Origin of the sequence: Azospirillum rugosum (genome assembly GCF_017876155.1) — a bacterium.
Taxonomy (GTDB): domain Bacteria; phylum Pseudomonadota; class Alphaproteobacteria; order Azospirillales; family Azospirillaceae; genus Azospirillum; species Azospirillum rugosum.
This window is the reverse complement of record NZ_JAGINP010000032.1, coordinates 39,758-57,423: the sequence shown is the minus strand read 5'-3', so window position 1 is coordinate 57,423 and position 17,666 is coordinate 39,758. Positions and strand designations below refer to the sequence as shown.

Annotated in this window: 16 protein-coding genes; 11 read left to right on the top strand and 5 right to left on the bottom strand. The window is 69.8% G+C overall.

The features are described 5' to 3' along the window. Nucleotides 1-3 precede the first annotated feature (3 nt). The 3 genes from J2851_RS31570 (at nt 4) to J2851_RS31560 (ending at nt 5,320) form a co-directional block, all read left to right on the top strand. Nucleotides 4-354, top strand: coding sequence for a Rieske (2Fe-2S) protein (locus J2851_RS31570; RefSeq protein ID WP_209771852.1), 351 nt, complete (start codon nt 4-6; stop codon nt 352-354). A 15-nt stretch (nt 355-369) separates the two neighbouring features. Further along, the gene (gene hmgA / locus J2851_RS31565; RefSeq protein WP_209771849.1) at nt 370-1,671 is read left to right on the top strand and encodes a homogentisate 1,2-dioxygenase; all 1,302 of its coding nucleotides are present in this window, start codon (nt 370-372) and stop codon (nt 1,669-1,671) included. A gap of 1,036 nt (nt 1,672-2,707) precedes the next feature. Next, nucleotides 2,708-5,320, top strand: a complete 2,613-nt coding sequence (locus J2851_RS31560; RefSeq protein ID WP_209771847.1) for a response regulator — start codon at nt 2,708-2,710, stop codon at nt 5,318-5,320. Between the two features lie 177 nt (nt 5,321-5,497). Here J2851_RS31560 and J2851_RS31555 read toward each other — a convergent pair whose 3' ends face one another. The 3 genes from J2851_RS31555 to J2851_RS31545 form a co-directional block, all read right to left on the bottom strand. Beyond that, the gene (locus tag J2851_RS31555; RefSeq protein ID WP_209771845.1) at nt 5,498-6,793 is read right to left on the bottom strand and encodes a Gfo/Idh/MocA family protein; all 1,296 of its coding nucleotides are present in this window, start codon (nt 6,791-6,793) and stop codon (nt 5,498-5,500) included. A 42-nt stretch (nt 6,794-6,835) separates the two neighbouring features. Continuing rightward, nucleotides 6,836-7,627 (bottom strand): SDR family NAD(P)-dependent oxidoreductase, encoded by a 792-nt coding sequence (locus J2851_RS31550; protein ID WP_209771843.1) that lies wholly within the window; start codon nt 7,625-7,627, stop codon nt 6,836-6,838. An 81-nt stretch (nt 7,628-7,708) separates the two neighbouring features. After that, nucleotides 7,709-8,392, bottom strand: coding sequence for an alpha/beta fold hydrolase (locus J2851_RS31545; RefSeq protein WP_209771841.1), 684 nt, complete (start codon nt 8,390-8,392; stop codon nt 7,709-7,711). Nucleotides 8,393-8,627: 235 nt separating this feature from the next. Between J2851_RS31545 and J2851_RS31540 the strand changes: the two genes are divergently transcribed. The 7 genes from J2851_RS31540 (at nt 8,628) to J2851_RS31510 (ending at nt 13,873) form a co-directional block, all read left to right on the top strand. Next, entirely contained in the window at nt 8,628-8,966 is a 339-nt protein-coding gene (locus J2851_RS31540; protein WP_209771839.1) for a hypothetical protein, read from the top strand. Between the two features lie 34 nt (nt 8,967-9,000). Continuing rightward, nucleotides 9,001-9,471, top strand: coding sequence for a hypothetical protein (locus tag J2851_RS31535; RefSeq protein WP_209771837.1), 471 nt, complete (start codon nt 9,001-9,003; stop codon nt 9,469-9,471). A gap of 116 nt (nt 9,472-9,587) precedes the next feature. After that, nucleotides 9,588-10,574, top strand: coding sequence for a zinc-dependent alcohol dehydrogenase family protein (locus tag J2851_RS31530; protein ID WP_209771835.1), 987 nt, complete (start codon nt 9,588-9,590; stop codon nt 10,572-10,574). 38 nt (nt 10,575-10,612) lie between these two features. Beyond that, the gene (locus J2851_RS31525; RefSeq protein ID WP_209771833.1) at nt 10,613-11,626 is read left to right on the top strand and encodes a zinc-binding alcohol dehydrogenase family protein; all 1,014 of its coding nucleotides are present in this window, start codon (nt 10,613-10,615) and stop codon (nt 11,624-11,626) included. 224 nt (nt 11,627-11,850) lie between these two features. Then, a complete protein-coding gene (locus tag J2851_RS31520; RefSeq protein WP_209771831.1) occupies nt 11,851-12,732 on the top strand; it encodes a LysR substrate-binding domain-containing protein in 882 nt (293 codons plus the stop codon). Between the two features lie 166 nt (nt 12,733-12,898). Next, on the top strand, nt 12,899-13,318 hold the full coding sequence (locus tag J2851_RS31515; protein WP_211114498.1) for an organic hydroperoxide resistance protein: 420 nt from the start codon (nt 12,899-12,901) through the stop codon (nt 13,316-13,318). Nucleotides 13,319-13,417: 99 nt separating this feature from the next. Continuing rightward, nucleotides 13,418-13,873, top strand: coding sequence for a MarR family winged helix-turn-helix transcriptional regulator (locus J2851_RS31510; RefSeq protein WP_209771827.1), 456 nt, complete (start codon nt 13,418-13,420; stop codon nt 13,871-13,873). 11 nt (nt 13,874-13,884) lie between these two features. Here J2851_RS31510 and J2851_RS31505 read toward each other — a convergent pair whose 3' ends face one another. Continuing rightward, nucleotides 13,885-15,219, bottom strand: a complete 1,335-nt coding sequence (locus J2851_RS31505; protein WP_209771825.1) for an MFS transporter — start codon at nt 15,217-15,219, stop codon at nt 13,885-13,887. A gap of 25 nt (nt 15,220-15,244) precedes the next feature. Further along, nucleotides 15,245-16,462: an acetyl-CoA C-acyltransferase gene (locus J2851_RS31500; RefSeq protein ID WP_209771823.1), complete on the bottom strand. Its 1,218-nt coding sequence runs from the start codon at nt 16,460-16,462 to the stop codon at nt 15,245-15,247. Between the two features lie 223 nt (nt 16,463-16,685). Between J2851_RS31500 and J2851_RS31495 the strand changes: the two genes are divergently transcribed. Further along, nucleotides 16,686-17,639 (top strand): GlxA family transcriptional regulator, encoded by a 954-nt coding sequence (locus J2851_RS31495; RefSeq protein ID WP_209771821.1) that lies wholly within the window; start codon nt 16,686-16,688, stop codon nt 17,637-17,639. The last annotated feature ends 27 nt before the right edge of the window (nt 17,640-17,666 follow it).

The following is a 17,666-nucleotide window of genomic DNA, read 5'->3' as shown; positions in this document are numbered from 1 at the left end:
GCGATGGTGCCGGCAACTGGCACGGTGCTTTGCCGCCTGGACGAACTCCCGGACGGCGACGCGCGGGAGTTCCGCTTCGGCGAGGGGCGGCGGGTCTTCTCCATGCTGGTCCTGCGCCGCGGCGGGGGTGTCCGCGCCTACGTCAACGCCTGCCCGCATGTTTGGCTGCCGTTGACCTACCGCGGCGGCTCCGTCGTCAGCGCCGACGGCGCGCGGCTCGTCTGCTCGAACCATCAGGCGGAGTTCGCGGTGGAGGACGGCCGCGCACTCGGCGGCCCGGTCGAGGCCGATTGCCGCCTGACGCCGGTGCCGGTCGCCGTGGGGGACGACGGGGTGGTGCGTGTCGGGGGATAAGGGGGAAACGCCAGCATGAACGACGATCTCACCTACAATTCGGGATTCGGGAACGAGTTCGCGACGGAGGCCCTGCCCGGCGCGCTGCCGGTCGGGCGCAACTCGCCCCAGCGCCCGCCCTACGGCCTGTATGCGGAGCAGCTGTCCGGCACCGCCTTCACCGCCCCGCGCGCCCACAACCGCCGCAGCTGGCTGTACCGCATCCGCCCGGCGGTCATGCACCAGCCCTTCCAGCCCATGGACAATGCGCAACTCCTCAGCCGCTTCGACGAGGTGCCGACGCCGCCCAACCAGCTGCGCTGGGACCCGCTGCCCATGCCCGACCGGCCGGCCGATTTTCTGGACGGGCTCGTCACCATGGCCGGCAACGGCGACCCGGCGGCGCAGAGCGGCTGCGGCCTCCACCTCTACGCCGCCAACCGGTCCATGGATGGGCGCTTCTTCAGCAACGCCGACGGCGAGATGCTGATCGTGCCGCAGATGGGGCGGCTGCTCCTCGCCACCGAACTCGGCCGGCTGGAGGTCGAGCCGCAGGAGATCGCGGTCATCCCCCGCGGCGTCCGCTTCCGGGTTGAGCTGCCGGACGGGGAGGCCCGCGGCTATGTCTGCGAGAATTACGGCGCGCCGCTGCGCCTGCCGGACCTCGGCCCCATCGGGTCCAACGGGCTCGCCAACCCGCGCGATTTCCTGACGCCGACCGCCTGGTACGAGGACCGGGAGGGCGATTTCACGCTGGTCGCCAAGTTCATGGGCAACCTGTGGACGGCGGCGATCGGCCATTCGCCGCTGGACGTCGTCGCCTGGCACGGCAACTGCGCGCCCTGCAAATACGACCTGCGCCGCTTCAACGCCGTCGGCTCGATCAGCTTCGACCACCCCGACCCGTCGATCTTCCTGGTCCTGCATTCGCCGAGCGACACGCCGGGCGTGGACAACATCGATTTCCTGATTTTCCCGCCGCGCTGGCTGACCGCGGAGGACACCTTCCGGCCGCCCTGGTTTCACCGCAACATCGCCAGCGAGTTCATGGGCCTGATCCATGGCGTCTACGACGCCAAGGAGGAGGGATTCCTGCCCGGCGGCGCCAGCTTGCACAATTGCATGAGCGGCCACGGCCCGGACGCGGAGACCTTCGAGAAGGCGTCGGCATCCGACACGACCCGGCCGCACCACATTGCCGACACCATGGCCTTCATGGTGGAAACCCGCGCCGTCATCCGCCCGACCCGCTACGCGCTGGAAGCGGCGCAGTTGCAGCACGAGTATTTCCGCTGCTGGCAGGGATTGAAAAAGCGCTTCGACCCGGAGCGGCGCTGACGCCCCTAAGCGCCAGGACCATCGCGCCTGGAGTCCGGACTCCCGGCGTAGGACCATTGTCATGCCCGCCTGCGCGCTGCGCGGGATGCGATGGAATGAAACGCTGTGAAACGTTATGAAACATGAGCGACGATGATGTTTCATAGCGGCGCCCTCCCGGCTACATAGGTTTTATATCCTACAAAATTCGAGGGCATGAGGCAACAGGGCGGGGCAGGGTAATCGCATTTGGAGGTAGGAATCCATCCGTACGACCATCGTCATCCCCGCGCAGGTGCTACGGTATGCACACATCTTGGTCTAACGGACCGGAAAGGACCTTTCTCCGTCATTCCCGCGAAGGCTCTCAGCGGACCTTTGGTCCGCCTGACGCCGTCAGCGCTGGCTTCGCCAGCGCGAGAGGCGGGAATTCAGCTGTATCAAGCGCTTAGCGTTAACGTTCTGGATCCCAGCCTTCGCGCTACGGCATTCACACATCTCGTGGATGCGGTAGTGCATTGATCAGCAAAGAAAAAGCCCCTCTCCCCTTGGGGGAGAGGGGTTGGGGTGAGGGGTCGCTTACGGGCGGCAGCCCGGAAACGAGTCTTTTAAGGTTGAGCAACCATGAAGCTTCTGGCCGGCCGAGGCCGGCTGCCACCCTCACCCCAACCCCTCTCCCCTCAAGGGAGAGGGGCTACTCGCCTCCTGGCATACATATCCTGCTGCGAATGCGAAACGCGCCTGCGAGATATGTGAATGCCGTAGAGCCTTCGCTGGGATGACGAAGAAAAACCCGTTCCAATCAATGGCTTGTGAAAGGTGTGCATACTTTAGCGCCTTCGCGGGGATGACGGATGTCCCATGAAAGGAACATGCTCTCCAAATGCAATCGCCCTACCCTAAGTGCTACGGCCGAAGGTGATATTGGTTTCGTGTCCAACCCAAATCATTGTAGCGGCTGGCGGGAAGCCGCGTTCCACCGGTTCCGGAGGCGGCTACCTTGCCCGATGCGCTTCGCCATCGGGCCGGTCGGGCAAAGGCACGGGCACGGATGTCAATGAATTCCATCGACGGCGATCGCTTGCGACCCTTGCAGGGTGGCAGCATCCGGTCGTTGAAGGTGCTGCTTGCCGCGTCCGTCCTGCTGCCGGCGCTGACGTTCGCCGGGGCGGCCTGGAAGAGCTACCAGGACGCCATGGACCACGCCGCCGACCGTGCCGAGAAGCTCGCCGGCATCGTCCACGAGCACGCCCAGAAGGTTTTCGAAACCAACGAGGCGCTGCTGGGGCGCATCGACGACGTCACGCACGGCCTGGACGCCGCCACGATCCGCGCCGACCAGCAGGCCCTGCACGAACGCCTGAAGGCGATGAGCACAGGCATCGCCCAGATCCAGGCGGCCTGGGTCCTGGACGACCAGGGCGCGCCGCTGGTCAGCAACCGTTTCTACCCCGTGCCGCAGGGCGTCAGCGCCGCCGGCCGTCCCTATTTCCAGGCCCATCGCCGCGGTGACGGAGGGCTGTTCGTCACCGAATCGATGCAGGGCGTCCTCACCGCCGAGACCTTCTTCAACATCAGCCGGCGCCGCACCGGTCCGGACGCCGGGTTCAGCGGCGTCGTCTCCGTCTCCATCGCGCATTCCTACTTCACCGACGTCTACCGGCGCATCGCGGGGGCCGGGCAGGACGTCGCCGTCACCATGACGCGCGACGACGGGATGGTGGTCGTCCGCTACCCCAACCCGCCGCAGCCGGGCATGCGGCTGACCCCGGACAGCGCCGTGATGACGGCGGTCCGCAACGGCGAGTTCGGGCGCCCGATCTGGGTGACGTCCCAGCTGGACGGCGTGCAGCGGCTCGTCAGCGTGCAGCGCATCGGGACCTATCCGCTGCACATCGCCGCCGGCGTGACCTATGGTTCGATCCTGCGCGAATGGGCCGGAAGCCTTGCCATCTACGGGGCCGTCTTCCTCGCGGCGGCGGCCGGCCTGTTCGCCACGACGTGGCTGGCGCTGCGCCAGACCGTCCGGGAGCAGCGCGCCACCGCCCAGTGGGCGGAAGAGGCGGAGCGCCGCGAAGCGGCCGAAGCCGCCCTGCGGCAAAGCCAGAAGCTGGAGGCCATCGGCCAGCTGACCGGCGGGGTGGCGCACGACTTCAACAACCTGCTGACGGTCATCGTCGGCAACCTCGGCCTGATCGAACGGCGGGCGGACAACCCGGACGAGGTGCGCGGCATGGCCGCCACCGCCCTGGCCGCGGCGGCGCGGGGCGAGCGGCTGACCCAGCACCTGCTCGCCTTCGCGCGGCGGCAGGCGCTGCGCCCGCAGGTCGTGGACGTGAACCGGCTGGTCTCCGGCCTGGTGCCGCTGGTGCAGCGGGCGGTGGGGGAGCGCATCGCCGTCGACCTGCGCCTCGCCCCGGACCTTGCCCACTGCCGCATCGACCCGAACCAGTGCGAGACGGCGCTGCTGAACCTGGCGGTCAACGCGCGCGACGCCATGCCCGACGGCGGGCGCCTGACGATCGCGACGCGGAACGTCCGCCTGGATGCCTTGGCCGGAGGGGCGGCCGGGGAACTGGGGCCGGGCGACTATGTCGCCGTCGTGGTGGCGGACACCGGCGCCGGCATTCCGCCCGACATCCTGCCCCACGTGTTCGAGCCCTTCTTCACCACCAAGGACGTCGGCAAGGGCAGCGGCCTGGGCCTGTCGCAGATCTACGGCTTCGCCCGCCAGTCCGGGGGGCAGGCGCAGATCGAGAGCGCGGTAGGCGAAGGCACCACGGTGACCCTGCTGCTGCCCCAGACCATGGAACGGGCGGCCGTCTCCGACGCGTCGCTGTTCCGGTCCGATCCCCTGGCCGGAAAGGGAGAGGTCGTGCTGGTGGTGGACGACGACGACGATGTCCGGGCCCTGGCGGCGCGCAGCCTGCGCGACCTCGGCTATGTGGTCGTGACGGCGCCGGACGGCCCCTCCGCGGTCGCCATCCTCCAGGGCGGCCAGCGGATCGACGCGCTGTTCAGCGACGTGGTCATGCCCAACGGCATGAGCGGCGTCGCGCTGGCGCGGGAGGCGCGGCGGCTGCGTCCGGAGATCGGCGTGCTGCTGACCTCCGGCTACACCGCGCAGGCCCTGGCGCAGGAGCACGGGCTTGAGGAGTCGCACCCGCTGCTGCCCAAGCCCTACCGCGAGACGGAGCTTGCGGCCATGATCCGCGACATCCTGCCCCATCCAAAACCAATGGACCGGAAGGAGACGGCAGCCCCAGCGAACGTTGCGCCCAGCCTGCGCATCCTGCTGGTCGAGGACGACGCGCTGGTCCGCATGGTCGCCGCCGCCACGCTGGCCGACCTGGGCCACGCGGTGACCGAGGCCGGCGACGGGACGGAGGCTTTGCACTGCCTGGAGGGTGGGGAGAGCTTCGACGTTCTGGTCACCGACCTCGGCCTGCCGGGCATGGACGGGCTGGTCCTCGCCAAGCTGGTGCGGGAGCGAATCCCCGGCATCGCGGTCATCCTGGCGACCGGCTACGCCGACCGCGCCGACGACGGACTGCGCGGCAACGGGATGGAGTGCGTCAGTCTCGCCAAGCCCTATGGGCGCGCGGAGTTGGAACGCGCCCTGGCCGCCGCCCTGTCCTGCAAGCGGGTGCGCCGGTCGACCGCGGCGTGAAGCGGTGCGCAATCATTTTGTATGGGTCTTAAGTGGCTGGTGGAGTTGAGATTTTCTCCGGGCTGCCGCCCGTAACGACCCCTCACCCCAACCCCTCTCCCCCAAGGGGAGAGGGGCTTTTGTCGCGTTTTCAAGCGTTCAGCACACGGAAGGATGTGCGTATAGCGTAGTGAAGTGTCACCCCTTGTCCGGTTCCGGGCCACGGGTTGCATCGCGCGCCGCGACGGTGGGCAGGCTGACCGGCGCGCCGGTTTCCGCGGAGCGGTAGATCGCCTCCATCACCTGGTGGTCCTGCACCCCCTCGCTGCCCGGCGTGTGGGGCGTCCGGCCCTGGGCGACGCAGGCCGCCATATGGTCGATCTCCAGCGCGAACTGGTTCTCCCGCGACAGACGGACGGACTCGACCGCTTCGGTCTTCCCCTCCCGGTGGGCGAGGCGCATCTGCTGGCCCTCGTAGGCGAAGGCGTTCTCCAGGTCGATCCAGCCCTTCTCCAGCCGGACGCGCAGGTCCTTGGACTCGTGCGCCCCATAGCTGGACGCGCAGTTGGCGATGGCGCCGGAGGGGAAGCGCAGCATGAAGGATATGGATTCCTCCACCTCGCGGTAGCGCGGGTCGTCCTTCGGGTTGGTGATGCGGGCGAAGACCTCCACCGGCTCCTCGCCCAGCAGGGCGCGGGCGCTGTTCAGGCAGTAGAGCCCGATGTCGGGCAGCGCGCCGCCGCCAGCCAGCGCCTTGCGGAAGCGCCATTGGTCGGCGGTGCCCATGGTCTGGGTGTTGGTCGCCTCGATGAAGCGCACGGCCCCCAATTCGCCGGAGCGGACCAGCCGGATGACCTCGCGGTTGTAGGGCTCGTACTGGCAGCGGTAGGCGACCATCAGCCGGACGCCCGCGGCGTCGCAGGCGGCGGTCATCTCCCGCGCCTCGGCGGTGGAGGTCGCCATGGGCTTCTCGCACAGCACATGCTTCCTGGCCTTGGCCGCGCGCAGAACGTAGTCCCGGTGCAGGCCGTTGGGCAGGATGATGTAGACGGCCTGGATCTCCCGGTTCTCGGCGATGCGGTCGAAGTCGGCGTAGCCGTAGACCGCCTCCGGCTTGATGCCGTGCTGTGCCGCGACCAGCCGGGCCTTCTCCGGGCTGCCCGAGACCAGTGCGACCGGACGGGCGCGCTTGCACTCCCCGAAGGCCGGCAGGATTTCCTCCAGCGACAGCCGGCCGAGCCCGACGACGGCGAAGCCCACCCGCTCCGCCGGCGGAAGGGGCGCCGGCGGCGGGGCGGACGGCCGGTCGGCCTCCCCCCGCCAGTTCGGGAAGGTGACGCGCCCGCCCTCCACCTTTCCGGTGTCCACGGGCGAGGGGCCGGGCAAGGCGTTGGAACCGGCGGCGAAGGACGGTCCGGCCGCCGCGGTGAGAAGCCCGGCCGACCCGGTCAGGATCAGGCCGCGGCGGGTGGGATGGAACCGATCGAACCGCATGATGGGCGGAGTCTTTCGCTGTCGGGAAAGGGCTGGCGGTCGTCAGTGCGTGCCGGAGCCGGGTTCCGCCATCTTGCGGTGCTGCTCGGCCAGGACGCCGGCCGGGGTGACGGCCGCCGCCGCCGTTTGCAGCTTGTTCTTCCAACCGGCGACCACGTCGCCCTCGCCGCGCATCATGGCCTTGAAGCCGACCTCCGCGACCATGGCGGGGCTGTCCTTCTTCGACTGGCCGATCTTGGTGTCCATCATGCCGGCGCGCTCGAAGAACTCGGTGTCGGTGGCGCCGGGCATCAGGCAGGTGACGGTGATGCCGAAGTCCTGAACCTCGCTGCGCAGCGCGAAGGAGAAGGAATCGATGAAGGCCTTCGTGCCGTTGTAGACCGCCTGGTAGGTCCCCGGCATGAAGCCGGCGATGGAGCCGGTGATCAGGATGCGGCCCTGTTTGCGGTCGCGCATGCCGCGCCCGACCTTCTGGATCAGGTACAGGGTGCCGGTGATGTTGGTGTCGATGACGTGCCGGGCGTCCTTGAAGTCCTGGTCCAGGAAGCCGTGGCCCAAGCCGTGGCCGGCGTTGGCGAGCAGCGCGTCCACCGGGCGCCCCTTCAGCGCGGCGCAGAGCTGGTCCACACCCTCCAGCGTGGCGAGGTCGGCCTGGACCGTGTCGACCGCGGCCCCCATGCCGCGCAGCTCCTTCGCGGCGTCCTCGATCGCGGGGTCGTCGGCGGCGATCAGCAGGTCGAAGCCGTTTTCGGCGCATTGTTTGGCCAGTTCACGGCCGATTCCGCTGGACGCGCCGGTGACGATCGCCAGGGGCTTGTTGGCTGCACGGGCCATGGGGGCTGTCCTCTCGCAAAGCGTTGAATGCCCGGCTCAACCGGACATGGCGAGAGGAGGTTCCGGCCCTTTTTCCGAGGATCAGCGGGTCCGCGCGGCTTCCGCGATCACCGCGGCGACGGCTTCCGGCCGGGAGGCGTGGGGGACGTGGCTCGCCTCCACCTCCGTCGTTCGGGCGCCGATGCGCTGGGCGGTGGCGCGCTGGAAGGCGGCGGGCAGCATGCGGTCCTCACTGGCGACCACGTACCAGGAGGGCTTGTGCTCCCACGCGGCGGCGGTCACGCGGGTGCGGAAGCAGGCGGCGGCGGTCGCCCCTTGCGTCGCGGCCAGCAGGGCGATCTCCGCCGGGGAGAGATCCTGGGCGAAGGTCTTCGCCAGGTTGTCCGGCGTCAGGAACAGGTAGCCCGCGCGGTCCACCGACACGCTGGACAGGCCGGGGGAGGGCGGGAAGGGCTTCAGCGTGTCGTTCGGCGACTGTCCGACGCCGGGCGCGAAGGCCGCCACATAGACCAGCGCCTTCACCCGGTCCTGGTTGCCGACCTGGGTGATGACGGCGCCGCCCCAGCTGTGCCCGGCCAGCACCACGGGACCCTTCGCCCGGTCGATGGCGCGCTGGACATAGGCCGCGTCCTCGTCGAGCGAAGCCAGCGGATTCTGCACCGCGGCCACCTCCAGCCCCTCCGCCTGGAGAAGGGGGATGACCCGGCTCCAGCTGGAACCGTCCGCGAAGGCGCCGTGGACGAGGATGACGGTGGCCGAATCCATGGAATGCTCCCGGTGGGCGTGGCTTTTGGAGGGAGTGAACAGGGCGTGGCGGTGGCTGTCCAGCCCGGCTGCGCCGAATTTCCTCTGTGCGGAAAGCGTTGGCTGCCGGGCGTGGGGCGTCATCGCGGGGCATGCGTAATGTTGCGCAGAATGACTGTTGTGAACAAGATCATTCTGGGATACGGTATACCACAGAAGGCCGGACAGGACCGTGCCAGAAGGATGGAGGTGAGCCATGGCCCAGAGACAACCAGCGATGCTCCACGGCGGACCCGCTGCCGACGTCGTGGAAACAGCCAAGATCGTTCCCTTCCGACGGTCAAACCACCGCCATCAGGCCTTCGTGCTCGCCGCGACGACCCGGGGATGGGCGCCGCGGATGGACCTGCTGACCATCACCCACGACCGGCTGCCGCCGGCGGAGGAGGGCGGGGCGGCGCGCGGCCCGGACATCATCCGCATCTCCGGCCCCTACGCCGACGTGCTGGCCTACATCGCCGACTCGCCCGATTGCGTCGTCCGCTTCGAATCGCCGAACGGCGCCGTGGCGACCGCCGAGTTGACCGTGTCCTGACCTCATACCAGCGTTCTTTCAGGAGGATGATCGGATGGCCCAGGTTGTGACGATGATGGCGGAGCGGACTCGGGACGTTGCCGGCCGGCCCTTCTCCGGGGCTGCGCTCGCCGCGGCGATCGTCGCCAGCGCCCAGTCGCAGCCGCTCGGCGAGCCCGCCCTGCACCTGCCCGCCGACGCCCAGCCCTGCGACCTCGCCGTCCTGGAGCGGGAATTCGCCACCGCCGTCCAGCAACTGTCCGAATGGATGGCGCAGCAGGACCGCGCGCTGGCCGCCGCACCGCTCGGCAGCCCCCTGAAGATCAGCGTGGGCGTGGTCCGCGCCGCCGCCGCGACTCTGGACGGCGTGATCCGGGCCTGCCGCGACCTGCGCGCCGCCGGCCACGCGGCGATCCTGATCGACTTCGGCCCGGTGCGCGATCTGGTCAACGACCGGCCCGGTCTGCTCGCCCAAACCGTGGCGGCCACCGTTGCGCAGCACGGGACTTTGCGCGCCATCGCCTGACGGCACCTGCCCCGATCCAGAAGCCTTTCAGATCGAAACGATCTGAAATATGCGTTTCCCTGATTTATAGCCCGCGCGCACTCTGCCTCCATCACCACGATCCCAGATGGATGGTCATGATGCGCGCTCTGCTGCTGAAGGCCCATGGCGGGCCTGAGAATTTCGAACTGGCCGAGGTTCCCCGTCCGGAGCTGCGGCCCGGCACGGTGCTGGTCCGCCTGGTTGCGACCTCGCTGAACCGGATCGACGGGCGCATCCGCGAAGGGCTGCCGATCGGCGCGCCGCTGCCCGCCATCCTGGGCGCCGACGTGGCCGGCACGGTGGAGGCCATTGGGTCCGGCGTGACCGGCTTCGCGCCCGGCGACGCGGTCTTCGGCTGCGCCGGCGGCGTGAAGGGGCAGGGCGGCACGCTGGCCGAGTGCATCGTGGCCGACGCCCGCCTGCTGGCGCACAAGCCCGCGTCCCTGTCCTTCGAGGAGGCCGCGGCCCTGCCGCTGGTCGGCATCACCGCCTGGGAGGCGCTGGAGCGCACGGCCGTGACCGCCCGCGACCATGTGCTGGTGCACGCCGGGGTCGGCGGAGTCGGCCATGTCGCGGTGCAGATCGCCAAGAGCCTGGGCGCCCGCGTCGCCGCCACCGTCTCCTCCGCCGAGGACGCCGACTTCGCCCGCAAGCTCGGCGCCGACGAGACCATCCTGTACCAGGAGGAGGAGGTCGCCGCCTACGTCCAGCGGCTGACCGGCGGGCGCGGCTTCGACGCCGTGATCGACACGGTGGGCGGCGCCAACCTCGACCGCTCCTTCGCCGCGGCGGCGCTGAACGGCCGGATCGCGGCCACGGCGGCGCGCAGCACCCACGACCTCTCCCCGCTGCATTCCAAGGGCCTGTCGCTGCACGTCGTGTTCATGCTGATCCCGATGCTGCACGACATCGGCCGCGACCGCCACGGCCGCATCATGCAGGCGCTGGCCGGGCTGGCCGACGCCGGGACGCTGCGTCCCCTGATCGACGAGCGCCGCTTCGACCTGGCGACGGCCGCCGACGGCTACCGCCACCTGGAAAGCGGCAAGGCGCGGGGCAAGGTCGTCGTCCGCATCGCCTGACCGAACGTCACCACTGTCGCCAAAAAGGACTCACCGCCATGAAAGCCATCGGTTTCCATCGTCCCGGCCCCATCGACGCCGCGGACTCCCTGGTCGAGCTGGACCTGCCCACGCCCGAGCTGCGCCCCCACGACCTGCTGGTGAAGGTGGAAGCGGTCTCCGTCAACCCCGTCGACGTGAAGGTCCGCGCCAGCGCCACCCCGCCGGAGGGCAGCGCCCGCGTCCTCGGCTTCGACGCCGCGGGCGTGGTGGAGGCGGTCGGCCCGGCGGTCACCCGCTTCAAGACGGGCGACGCGGTCTTCTACGCCGGCGCCATCGACCGGCCGGGCACCAACGCCCAGTTCCACGCCGTGGACGAGCGCATCGTCGGGCCGAAGCCGCAGAGCCTGTCCTTCGCCGACGCCGCGGCCCTGCCGCTGACCTCCCTGACCGCGTGGGAGCTGCTGTTCGACCGGCTGCGCGTGCCCTACGGCCAGAAAGCCGACGGCGGCGCCATCCTGATCGTCAACGGGGCGGGCGGCGTCGGCTCCATCCTGACGCAGATCGCCCGCAAGCTGACCGGCCTGACGGTGATCACCACGGCGTCGCGGCCGGAGACCATCGAGTGGTCCCGGCGCATGGGCGCCCACCACGTCATCGACCACCGCAAGCCGCTGAACGAGGGGCTGAAGGCGATCGGCATCCCGCAGGTGCGCTACGTCGCCGGCCTGACCGCGACCGACGAGCACCAGGCGGCCATCGTGGAGTCGCTGGCCCCGCAGGGCGCGCTCGCCATGATCGACGACCCCGCGACCTTCGACGTGGTGCCCTTCAAGCGCAAGAGCCTGGCCGTCCATTGGGAGCTGATGTTCACCCGCTCCCTCTTCGGCACCCCGGACATCGCGGAGCAGCACCGCATCCTGTCGGAGGTATCGGCGCTGGTGGACAGCGGCGTGCTGACCAGCACCGTGGCCGACAACTACGGTCCGATCACCGCGGAGAACCTGCGCCGCGCCCACGCGACGTTGGAAAGCGGCCGCAGCATCGGCAAGATCGTGCTCTCCGGCTTCTGATTGTTCACCCTCTCCCGCCCCGGGAGAGGGAAGGGGCCCACGCGTCAGCGTGGGAAGGGTGAGGGTACGGCCGAGGATCAAGGCGCTGATGCTCGCGCAACCCTCACCCGACGCCTCCGGCGTCACCCTCTCCCGGGGCGGGAGAGGGAACCAGGGCCGTAGCCTTGCCGGTCAGCAGGAAAGCGCATAGGTTCTCGGCATCCCATCAGAAAGGCGACTGAATCATGCGCTTTCCCGACCTGGAGATCGACCTGCTGCGGGCCTTCGTCGCGGTGGCTGAGACCGGAAGCTTCACGGCGGCGGCCGAGGTGGTCGGGCGGTCGCAGTCGGCGGTCAGCCAGAAGGTCCTGCGGCTGGAGGAGATCCTCCAGCGGCGGGTCTTCGACCGCACCAGCCGCTCCCTCAGCCTGACCCGCGACGGGGAACGGCTGCTGGTCGCCGCGCGCCAGATGCTGGAGTTCAACGACGCGGTCGTCTGCGACCTGCGGGAAACCCCGGCGGGCGGCCTGCTGCGGCTGGGCATCTCCGAGGACTTCATCCCGAAGGAACTGCCGAAGCTTCTGTCGCGCTTCAGCCGCCTGTACCCGCGCACGCAGATCGACCTGATGACCGGCCTCAGCTGCGCGCTGCTGGAGGCGTACGACAACGGCCGGCTCGACGCGGTGATCGCCAAGAAGGACGGCACCGCCCAGCGCGGCCGGGTGATCTGGCGGGAGCCGCTGGTCTGGATGGCCGCCGCCGACTACCAGCTCGACTTCACCCGGCCGGCGCGGCTGGTCATGCTGCCGTCGCCCTGCACCTACCGCGACCTGATGGTGTCCACACTGGACTCCGTCCGCCGCGAATGGGAGGTCGCCTGCACGGCGAGCAGCCTGATGGGCGTCCAAGCGGCCGTGGCCGGTGGCCTGGGCGTCACGGTGCTGGGCCGGTCCTTCGTGCAGGACGGCATGCAGATCCTCAGCGCGCCGCAGCATTGGCCGGCCCTGCCGATGACCGAGATCACCGTGCTGGGGGAGGATGGGGACGCGTCCGACCTCGTCCGTCCGCTGGTCACCTTCCTGGCCGAGAGCCTGTCGCGCAGCAACGGCCTGTCCCTGGTCGCGTAGCGACCTTCTTCCGGGCCGCGTAGCGACCTTCTTCCGGGCCGCGTAGCGGCATGCGCCTGATGCATTGCGCGCAATCGAATGGCGCATGACCAATCTGATTGCGCGCAATTCAATTGTGCGCAATAGTTCTTTCAGCGCAAAACCTCTCAAGACAGGAGTGACGATCATGAAGGTTCTCTACACGACCAAGGCCACGGCGACCGGTGGCCGCGACGGCAAGGCGCAGAGCGACGACGGCCTGCTGTCGGTGAACCTCGCCGCGCCGAAGGAACTCGGCGGCCAGGGCGGCGCCACCAACCCCGAGCAGCTGTTCGCCGCCGGCTATTCCGCCTGCTTCATCGGCGCCATCAAGTTCGTCGGCAACCGCGACAAGATCGCCGTGCCGAAGGACGTCTCCGTCACCGCCAAGGTCGCCATCGGCGCCCGCGACGACGGCGAGGGCTTCGGCCTGTCGGTCGATTTCACGGTGTCCCTGCCGGGCCTCGACAAGGCCGTCGCCGAGGACCTCGTCGCCCGCGCCCACAAGGTCTGCCCGTACAGCCACGCCACCAAGGGCAACATTCCGGTGACCACCACCATCGCCTGACGCCCCGCCGTCCGTTTCACCGGAGTGTTGCGCACGCCCGTCCTTCGCAGTAAGGACGGGCGTGCGACGCTCCGGTGACGCTTTTCGTGGGAGCCCACCATGCCGGCCAGCAACGACGACCCGCTTCTGCTCTCCAACCAGGTCTGCTTCGCGCTCTATTCCGCGAACCTGGCGATGGCGCGCGTCTACCGCCCGTTGCTGGAAGAGCTGGGGCTGACCTACCCGCAGTACGTCATGATGCTGCTGCTGTGGGAGGAGGACGGCCAGGCCATGAAGGTGCTCGGCGAGCGGCTGGGGCTGGACAGCGGCACGCTCACCCCGCTGCTGAAGCGGCTGGAGGGGCAGGGGCTCGTCACCCGCGCCCGCGATCCCGAGGACGAGCGGCTGGTGCGCGTCCGCCTGACCCCGGCGGGGGCGGCGCTGCGGGCCAGGGCGGAATGCCTGCCGACCCGCATCTCCGGGGCGGCCAACCGTACCGCCGAGGCGCTGGGCGCGTTGCGCGACAGCCTCGTCACGCTGCGCGATGATCTGAACAAGGCCGCCGACCGGGACTAATTCTTCCGGGATCAGGCCTTCGCCGGAGCGGGAGCGGCGGCCGGGATGCCGTCCTTCTCCTTTTCCCGCCGGTTGATGAACAGCACCGCCAGCGCGGCGACGAGGCAGAAGGCGCCGGCCGCGAAGAAGGCCGGCAGGTAGCTGGCGAGCTGCGTCCGCGTGACCCCGGCGCCGAAGGCCGCCGCGGCGGCGCCCAGCTGGTGGCCGGTGAAGATCCAGCCGAAGACGAGGTTCGACCGCTCCCGCCCGAAGCGCTCCGCCGACAGCCGCACGGTGGGCGGAACCGTGGCGACCCAATCCAGCCCGTAGAACACGGCGAACAGCGACAGGCCATACAGGGTGAAGTCGGAGAAGGGCAGCGCCATCAGCGCCAGCCCGCGAAGCCCGTAGTACCAGAACAGCAGCCAGCGGTTGTCGTAGCGGTCGGACAGCCAGCCCGACCCGATGGTCCCGGCGAAGTCGAACAGGCCCATCATCGCCAGCACGCCGGCCGCCGCCACCGCGGCCATGCCATAGTCGCCGCACAGCGTGACGAAATGGGTCTGGATCAGCCCGTTGGTGCTGAGCCCGCAGATGAAGAAGGTGCCGAACAGGATCCAGAAGGTGCGGGACCGCGCGGCCTCCGCCAGGGCGAAGAGCGGGGCGGTCGCCAGCGCGGCCAGCCCCTGCGTGGTCCGCGGCGCCGGAACAATGGCGTTTTCGCCGTAGGGGGCGGTCTCGCCGTAGGGGGCGAGGTCGACGTCCGCCGGGCGGTCGCGCATCAGCACCAGCACGGCGACGGCGGCGACGGCCAGCAGGGCCACGATCACCACGATGCCGCCGCGCCAGCCGATGCGGTCGGACAGGTCGGCCAGCAAGGGCATGAAGATCAGCTGCCCGGTCGCGGAGCTGGCCGTCAGCAGGCCGACCACGAGGCCCCGGCGCTTGGTGAACCAGCGCGTCGCCACCGTGGCGCCGAGCACGAGCGCGGTCAGCCCGGTGCCCACGCCGACCACCAGCCCCCACAGGACGAAGAGGTGCCAAAGCTCCCGCATCACCAGGGAGCCGAGCAGGCCTGCGGCGACCATCAGCAGGGCGGTGACGGTCACCGTGCGGACGCCGAAGCGGTTCATGAAGGCCGCCGCGAAGGGCCCTATCAGCCCGAACAGGACGAGCCGGATCGCCAGCGCCGTGGAGATGTCGGCCGTGCTCCAGCCGAATTCCTTTTCCAAGGGTACGATCAGCACGCCGGGCGCGCCCATCGCCCCGGCGGTGACCAGCATGGTGAGAAAGGTCGCCGCCGCGACGACCCAGCCGTAATGAATGTCGCGGCGGGCGAGCAGCGCCGCCAGACGTGCCGAAATCATGCTCTTGCCTTCCAGTATCGTCGGGTTACACGCGCCCAGTGGCGATTTCGACCGCGATGGCGGTGGCCTCGCCGCCGCCGATGCACAGCGATGCCACGCCGCGGGTCAGGCCGCGCGCCGCCAGGGCGTGCAGCAGCGTGACGATCAGCCGGGCGCCGGTGGCGCCGATCGGGTGGCCGATGGCGCAGGCGCCGCCGTTGACGTTCAGCCGGTCGCGCGGGATGTCCAGGTCGCGCTGCGCCGCCATGGCGACCGCGGCGAAGGCCTCGTTGATCTCGAACAGCTCGACGTCGCGCACCGACCAGCCCACCTTGTCCAGCAGCTTGCGGATCGCCGGGATCGGCGCGGTGGTGAACCAGGCCGGGTCCTGGCTGTGGGTGGCGTGCCCGCGGATGACCGCCAGGACTGGCAGGCCCTCCCGCTCGGCGACGGAGCGCCGGGTCAGGACCAGCGCCGCGGCGCCGTCGGCGTTGGCGGAGGAGCTGGCCGCGGTGATCGTGCCGTCCTTGCGGAAGGCCGGCTTCAGCGCCGGGATCTTGTCCGGGGAGACCTTCAGCGGGTTCTCGTCCTGCGCAACGATGCGCTCTCCGCCCTTGCCGGGCACGGCGATCGGGGCGATCTCCGCCGCGAAGGCGCCGCTCTCCACCGCGCTGCGGGCGCGGGTCAGCGTCTCCACCGCGTAGGCGTCCTGGTCGGCGCGGCTGAAGCCGTAGGACTGTGCCGTCGCCTCGCCGAAGTCGCCCATCGGCCGGCCGCCCTCGTAGGCGTCCTCCAGCCCGTCGAGCATCAGGTGGTCGAGCAGCCGGTCGTGGCCGATGCGGTAGCCGCCGCGCGCCTTGGCGAGCAGGTAGGGGGCGTTCGTCATGGACTCCATGCCGCCGGCCACCACGATGTCGGCCGAGCCGGCGCGGATCAGGTCGTGGGCCAGCATGGTGGCCTTCATGCCCGACCCGCAGACCTTGTTGACGGTGGTGGCACCGGTCGCGTCCGGCAGCCCGGCGCCGCGCGCCGCCTGCCGGGCGGGGGCCTGCCCCTGGCCGGCCGGAAGCACGCAGCCCATCAGCACCTCGTCGACGCGGTCGGCCGCCAGCCCGGCGCGCTCCAGCGCCGCGCGGATGACGTGGGAGCCGAGCGCCGCCGCGGGCAGGGCCGACAGGTCGCCCTGGAACCGGCCGAGCGGCGTGCGGACGGCGGAAACGATGACGATCGGATCGGAATCGGCCGAAGAGAGGGGGGTGGGCATGGACGCATCTCCAGTCCTGGGCGTCGCCGCGCGGGGCGGGCGCACCGTTAAATGACGGTCATCATCTTTGGAAATTGATGACGGTCATCATGTATTGTCAACTGGAATTCGCGCGGGGCTGCCCCTCTTCAGCGCCGAAGCGCGCATGAAACGGTTGACAGCAACGGCTATGAAGTGTCCTGAATTGTAGCTAACCGCTGAAACGAGACATCCGGAGAGCCCCATGCCCGCCATTGGTTTCCTGGTCTTCGACGGTTTCCAGGTCATGGGAATGGCGGCGCTCTCGGTGTTCGAGATGGCCAACCATGTGCTGGACCGCCCTGCCTACGAGGTCCACGTCCTGTCGGAGCATGGCGGGCCGGTGAAAAGCTCGCTGGGCTTCAACATCGACACCGCGCCCTTCGGGACGGAGTTCCGCGACACCACCATCACCATCGGCTCGCTGATCGTGAAGCCGTCGTCGGACGGGCTGCTGGCCTATCTGCGGGAGGCCGCGACGGCGTCGCGCCGGGTCGCCGGCATCTGCACCGGGGCCTTCGTGCTGGCGGAGGCCGGGCTGCTCGACGGGCGCAGGGCGACCACACACTGGGGCCACGCGCGGAGCCTCCAGCGCCAGTACCCCCGGGTGCAGGTGGAGGAGGACCGCATCTTCAGCGTCGACGGCAACGTCTGGACCTCGGCCGGGATGAGCGCCGGGGTGGATATGGCGCTTGCGCTCGTCGAGAACGACTTCGGGCAGGAGGTCGCCAAGGCGGTGGCGCGCAAGCTCGTCGTCTATCTGCGCCGGGCCGGCGGGCAGTCGCAATTCTCCACGCTGCTCGAACTGGAGCCCAAGTCGGACCGGGTGCGCAAGGCGCTGATCTACGCCAAGGAGAACCTGAAGAACGAGCTGTCGGTGGAGGAACTGGCCGAGGCCGCGAGCCTCAGCCCGCGGCAGTTCAGCCGTGTCTTCCGCCAGGAAACCGGCCAGTCGCCGGCCAAGGCGGTCGAGCATCTGCGGCTGGAGGCCGCGCGCGTGATGATGGAGGAAGGGCGGCACCCCATGGACGTCATCGCCCGCGAAACCGGCTTCGCCGACCGCGAGCGCATGCGCCGGGCCTTCCTGCGCACCTACGGCCAGCCGCCGCAGGTCATCCGGCGGTCGGCCGAGAACGAACGGGCGCACGCGGTCCACTGAGCGGGGCGCCCACGGCCGGACGCCCCG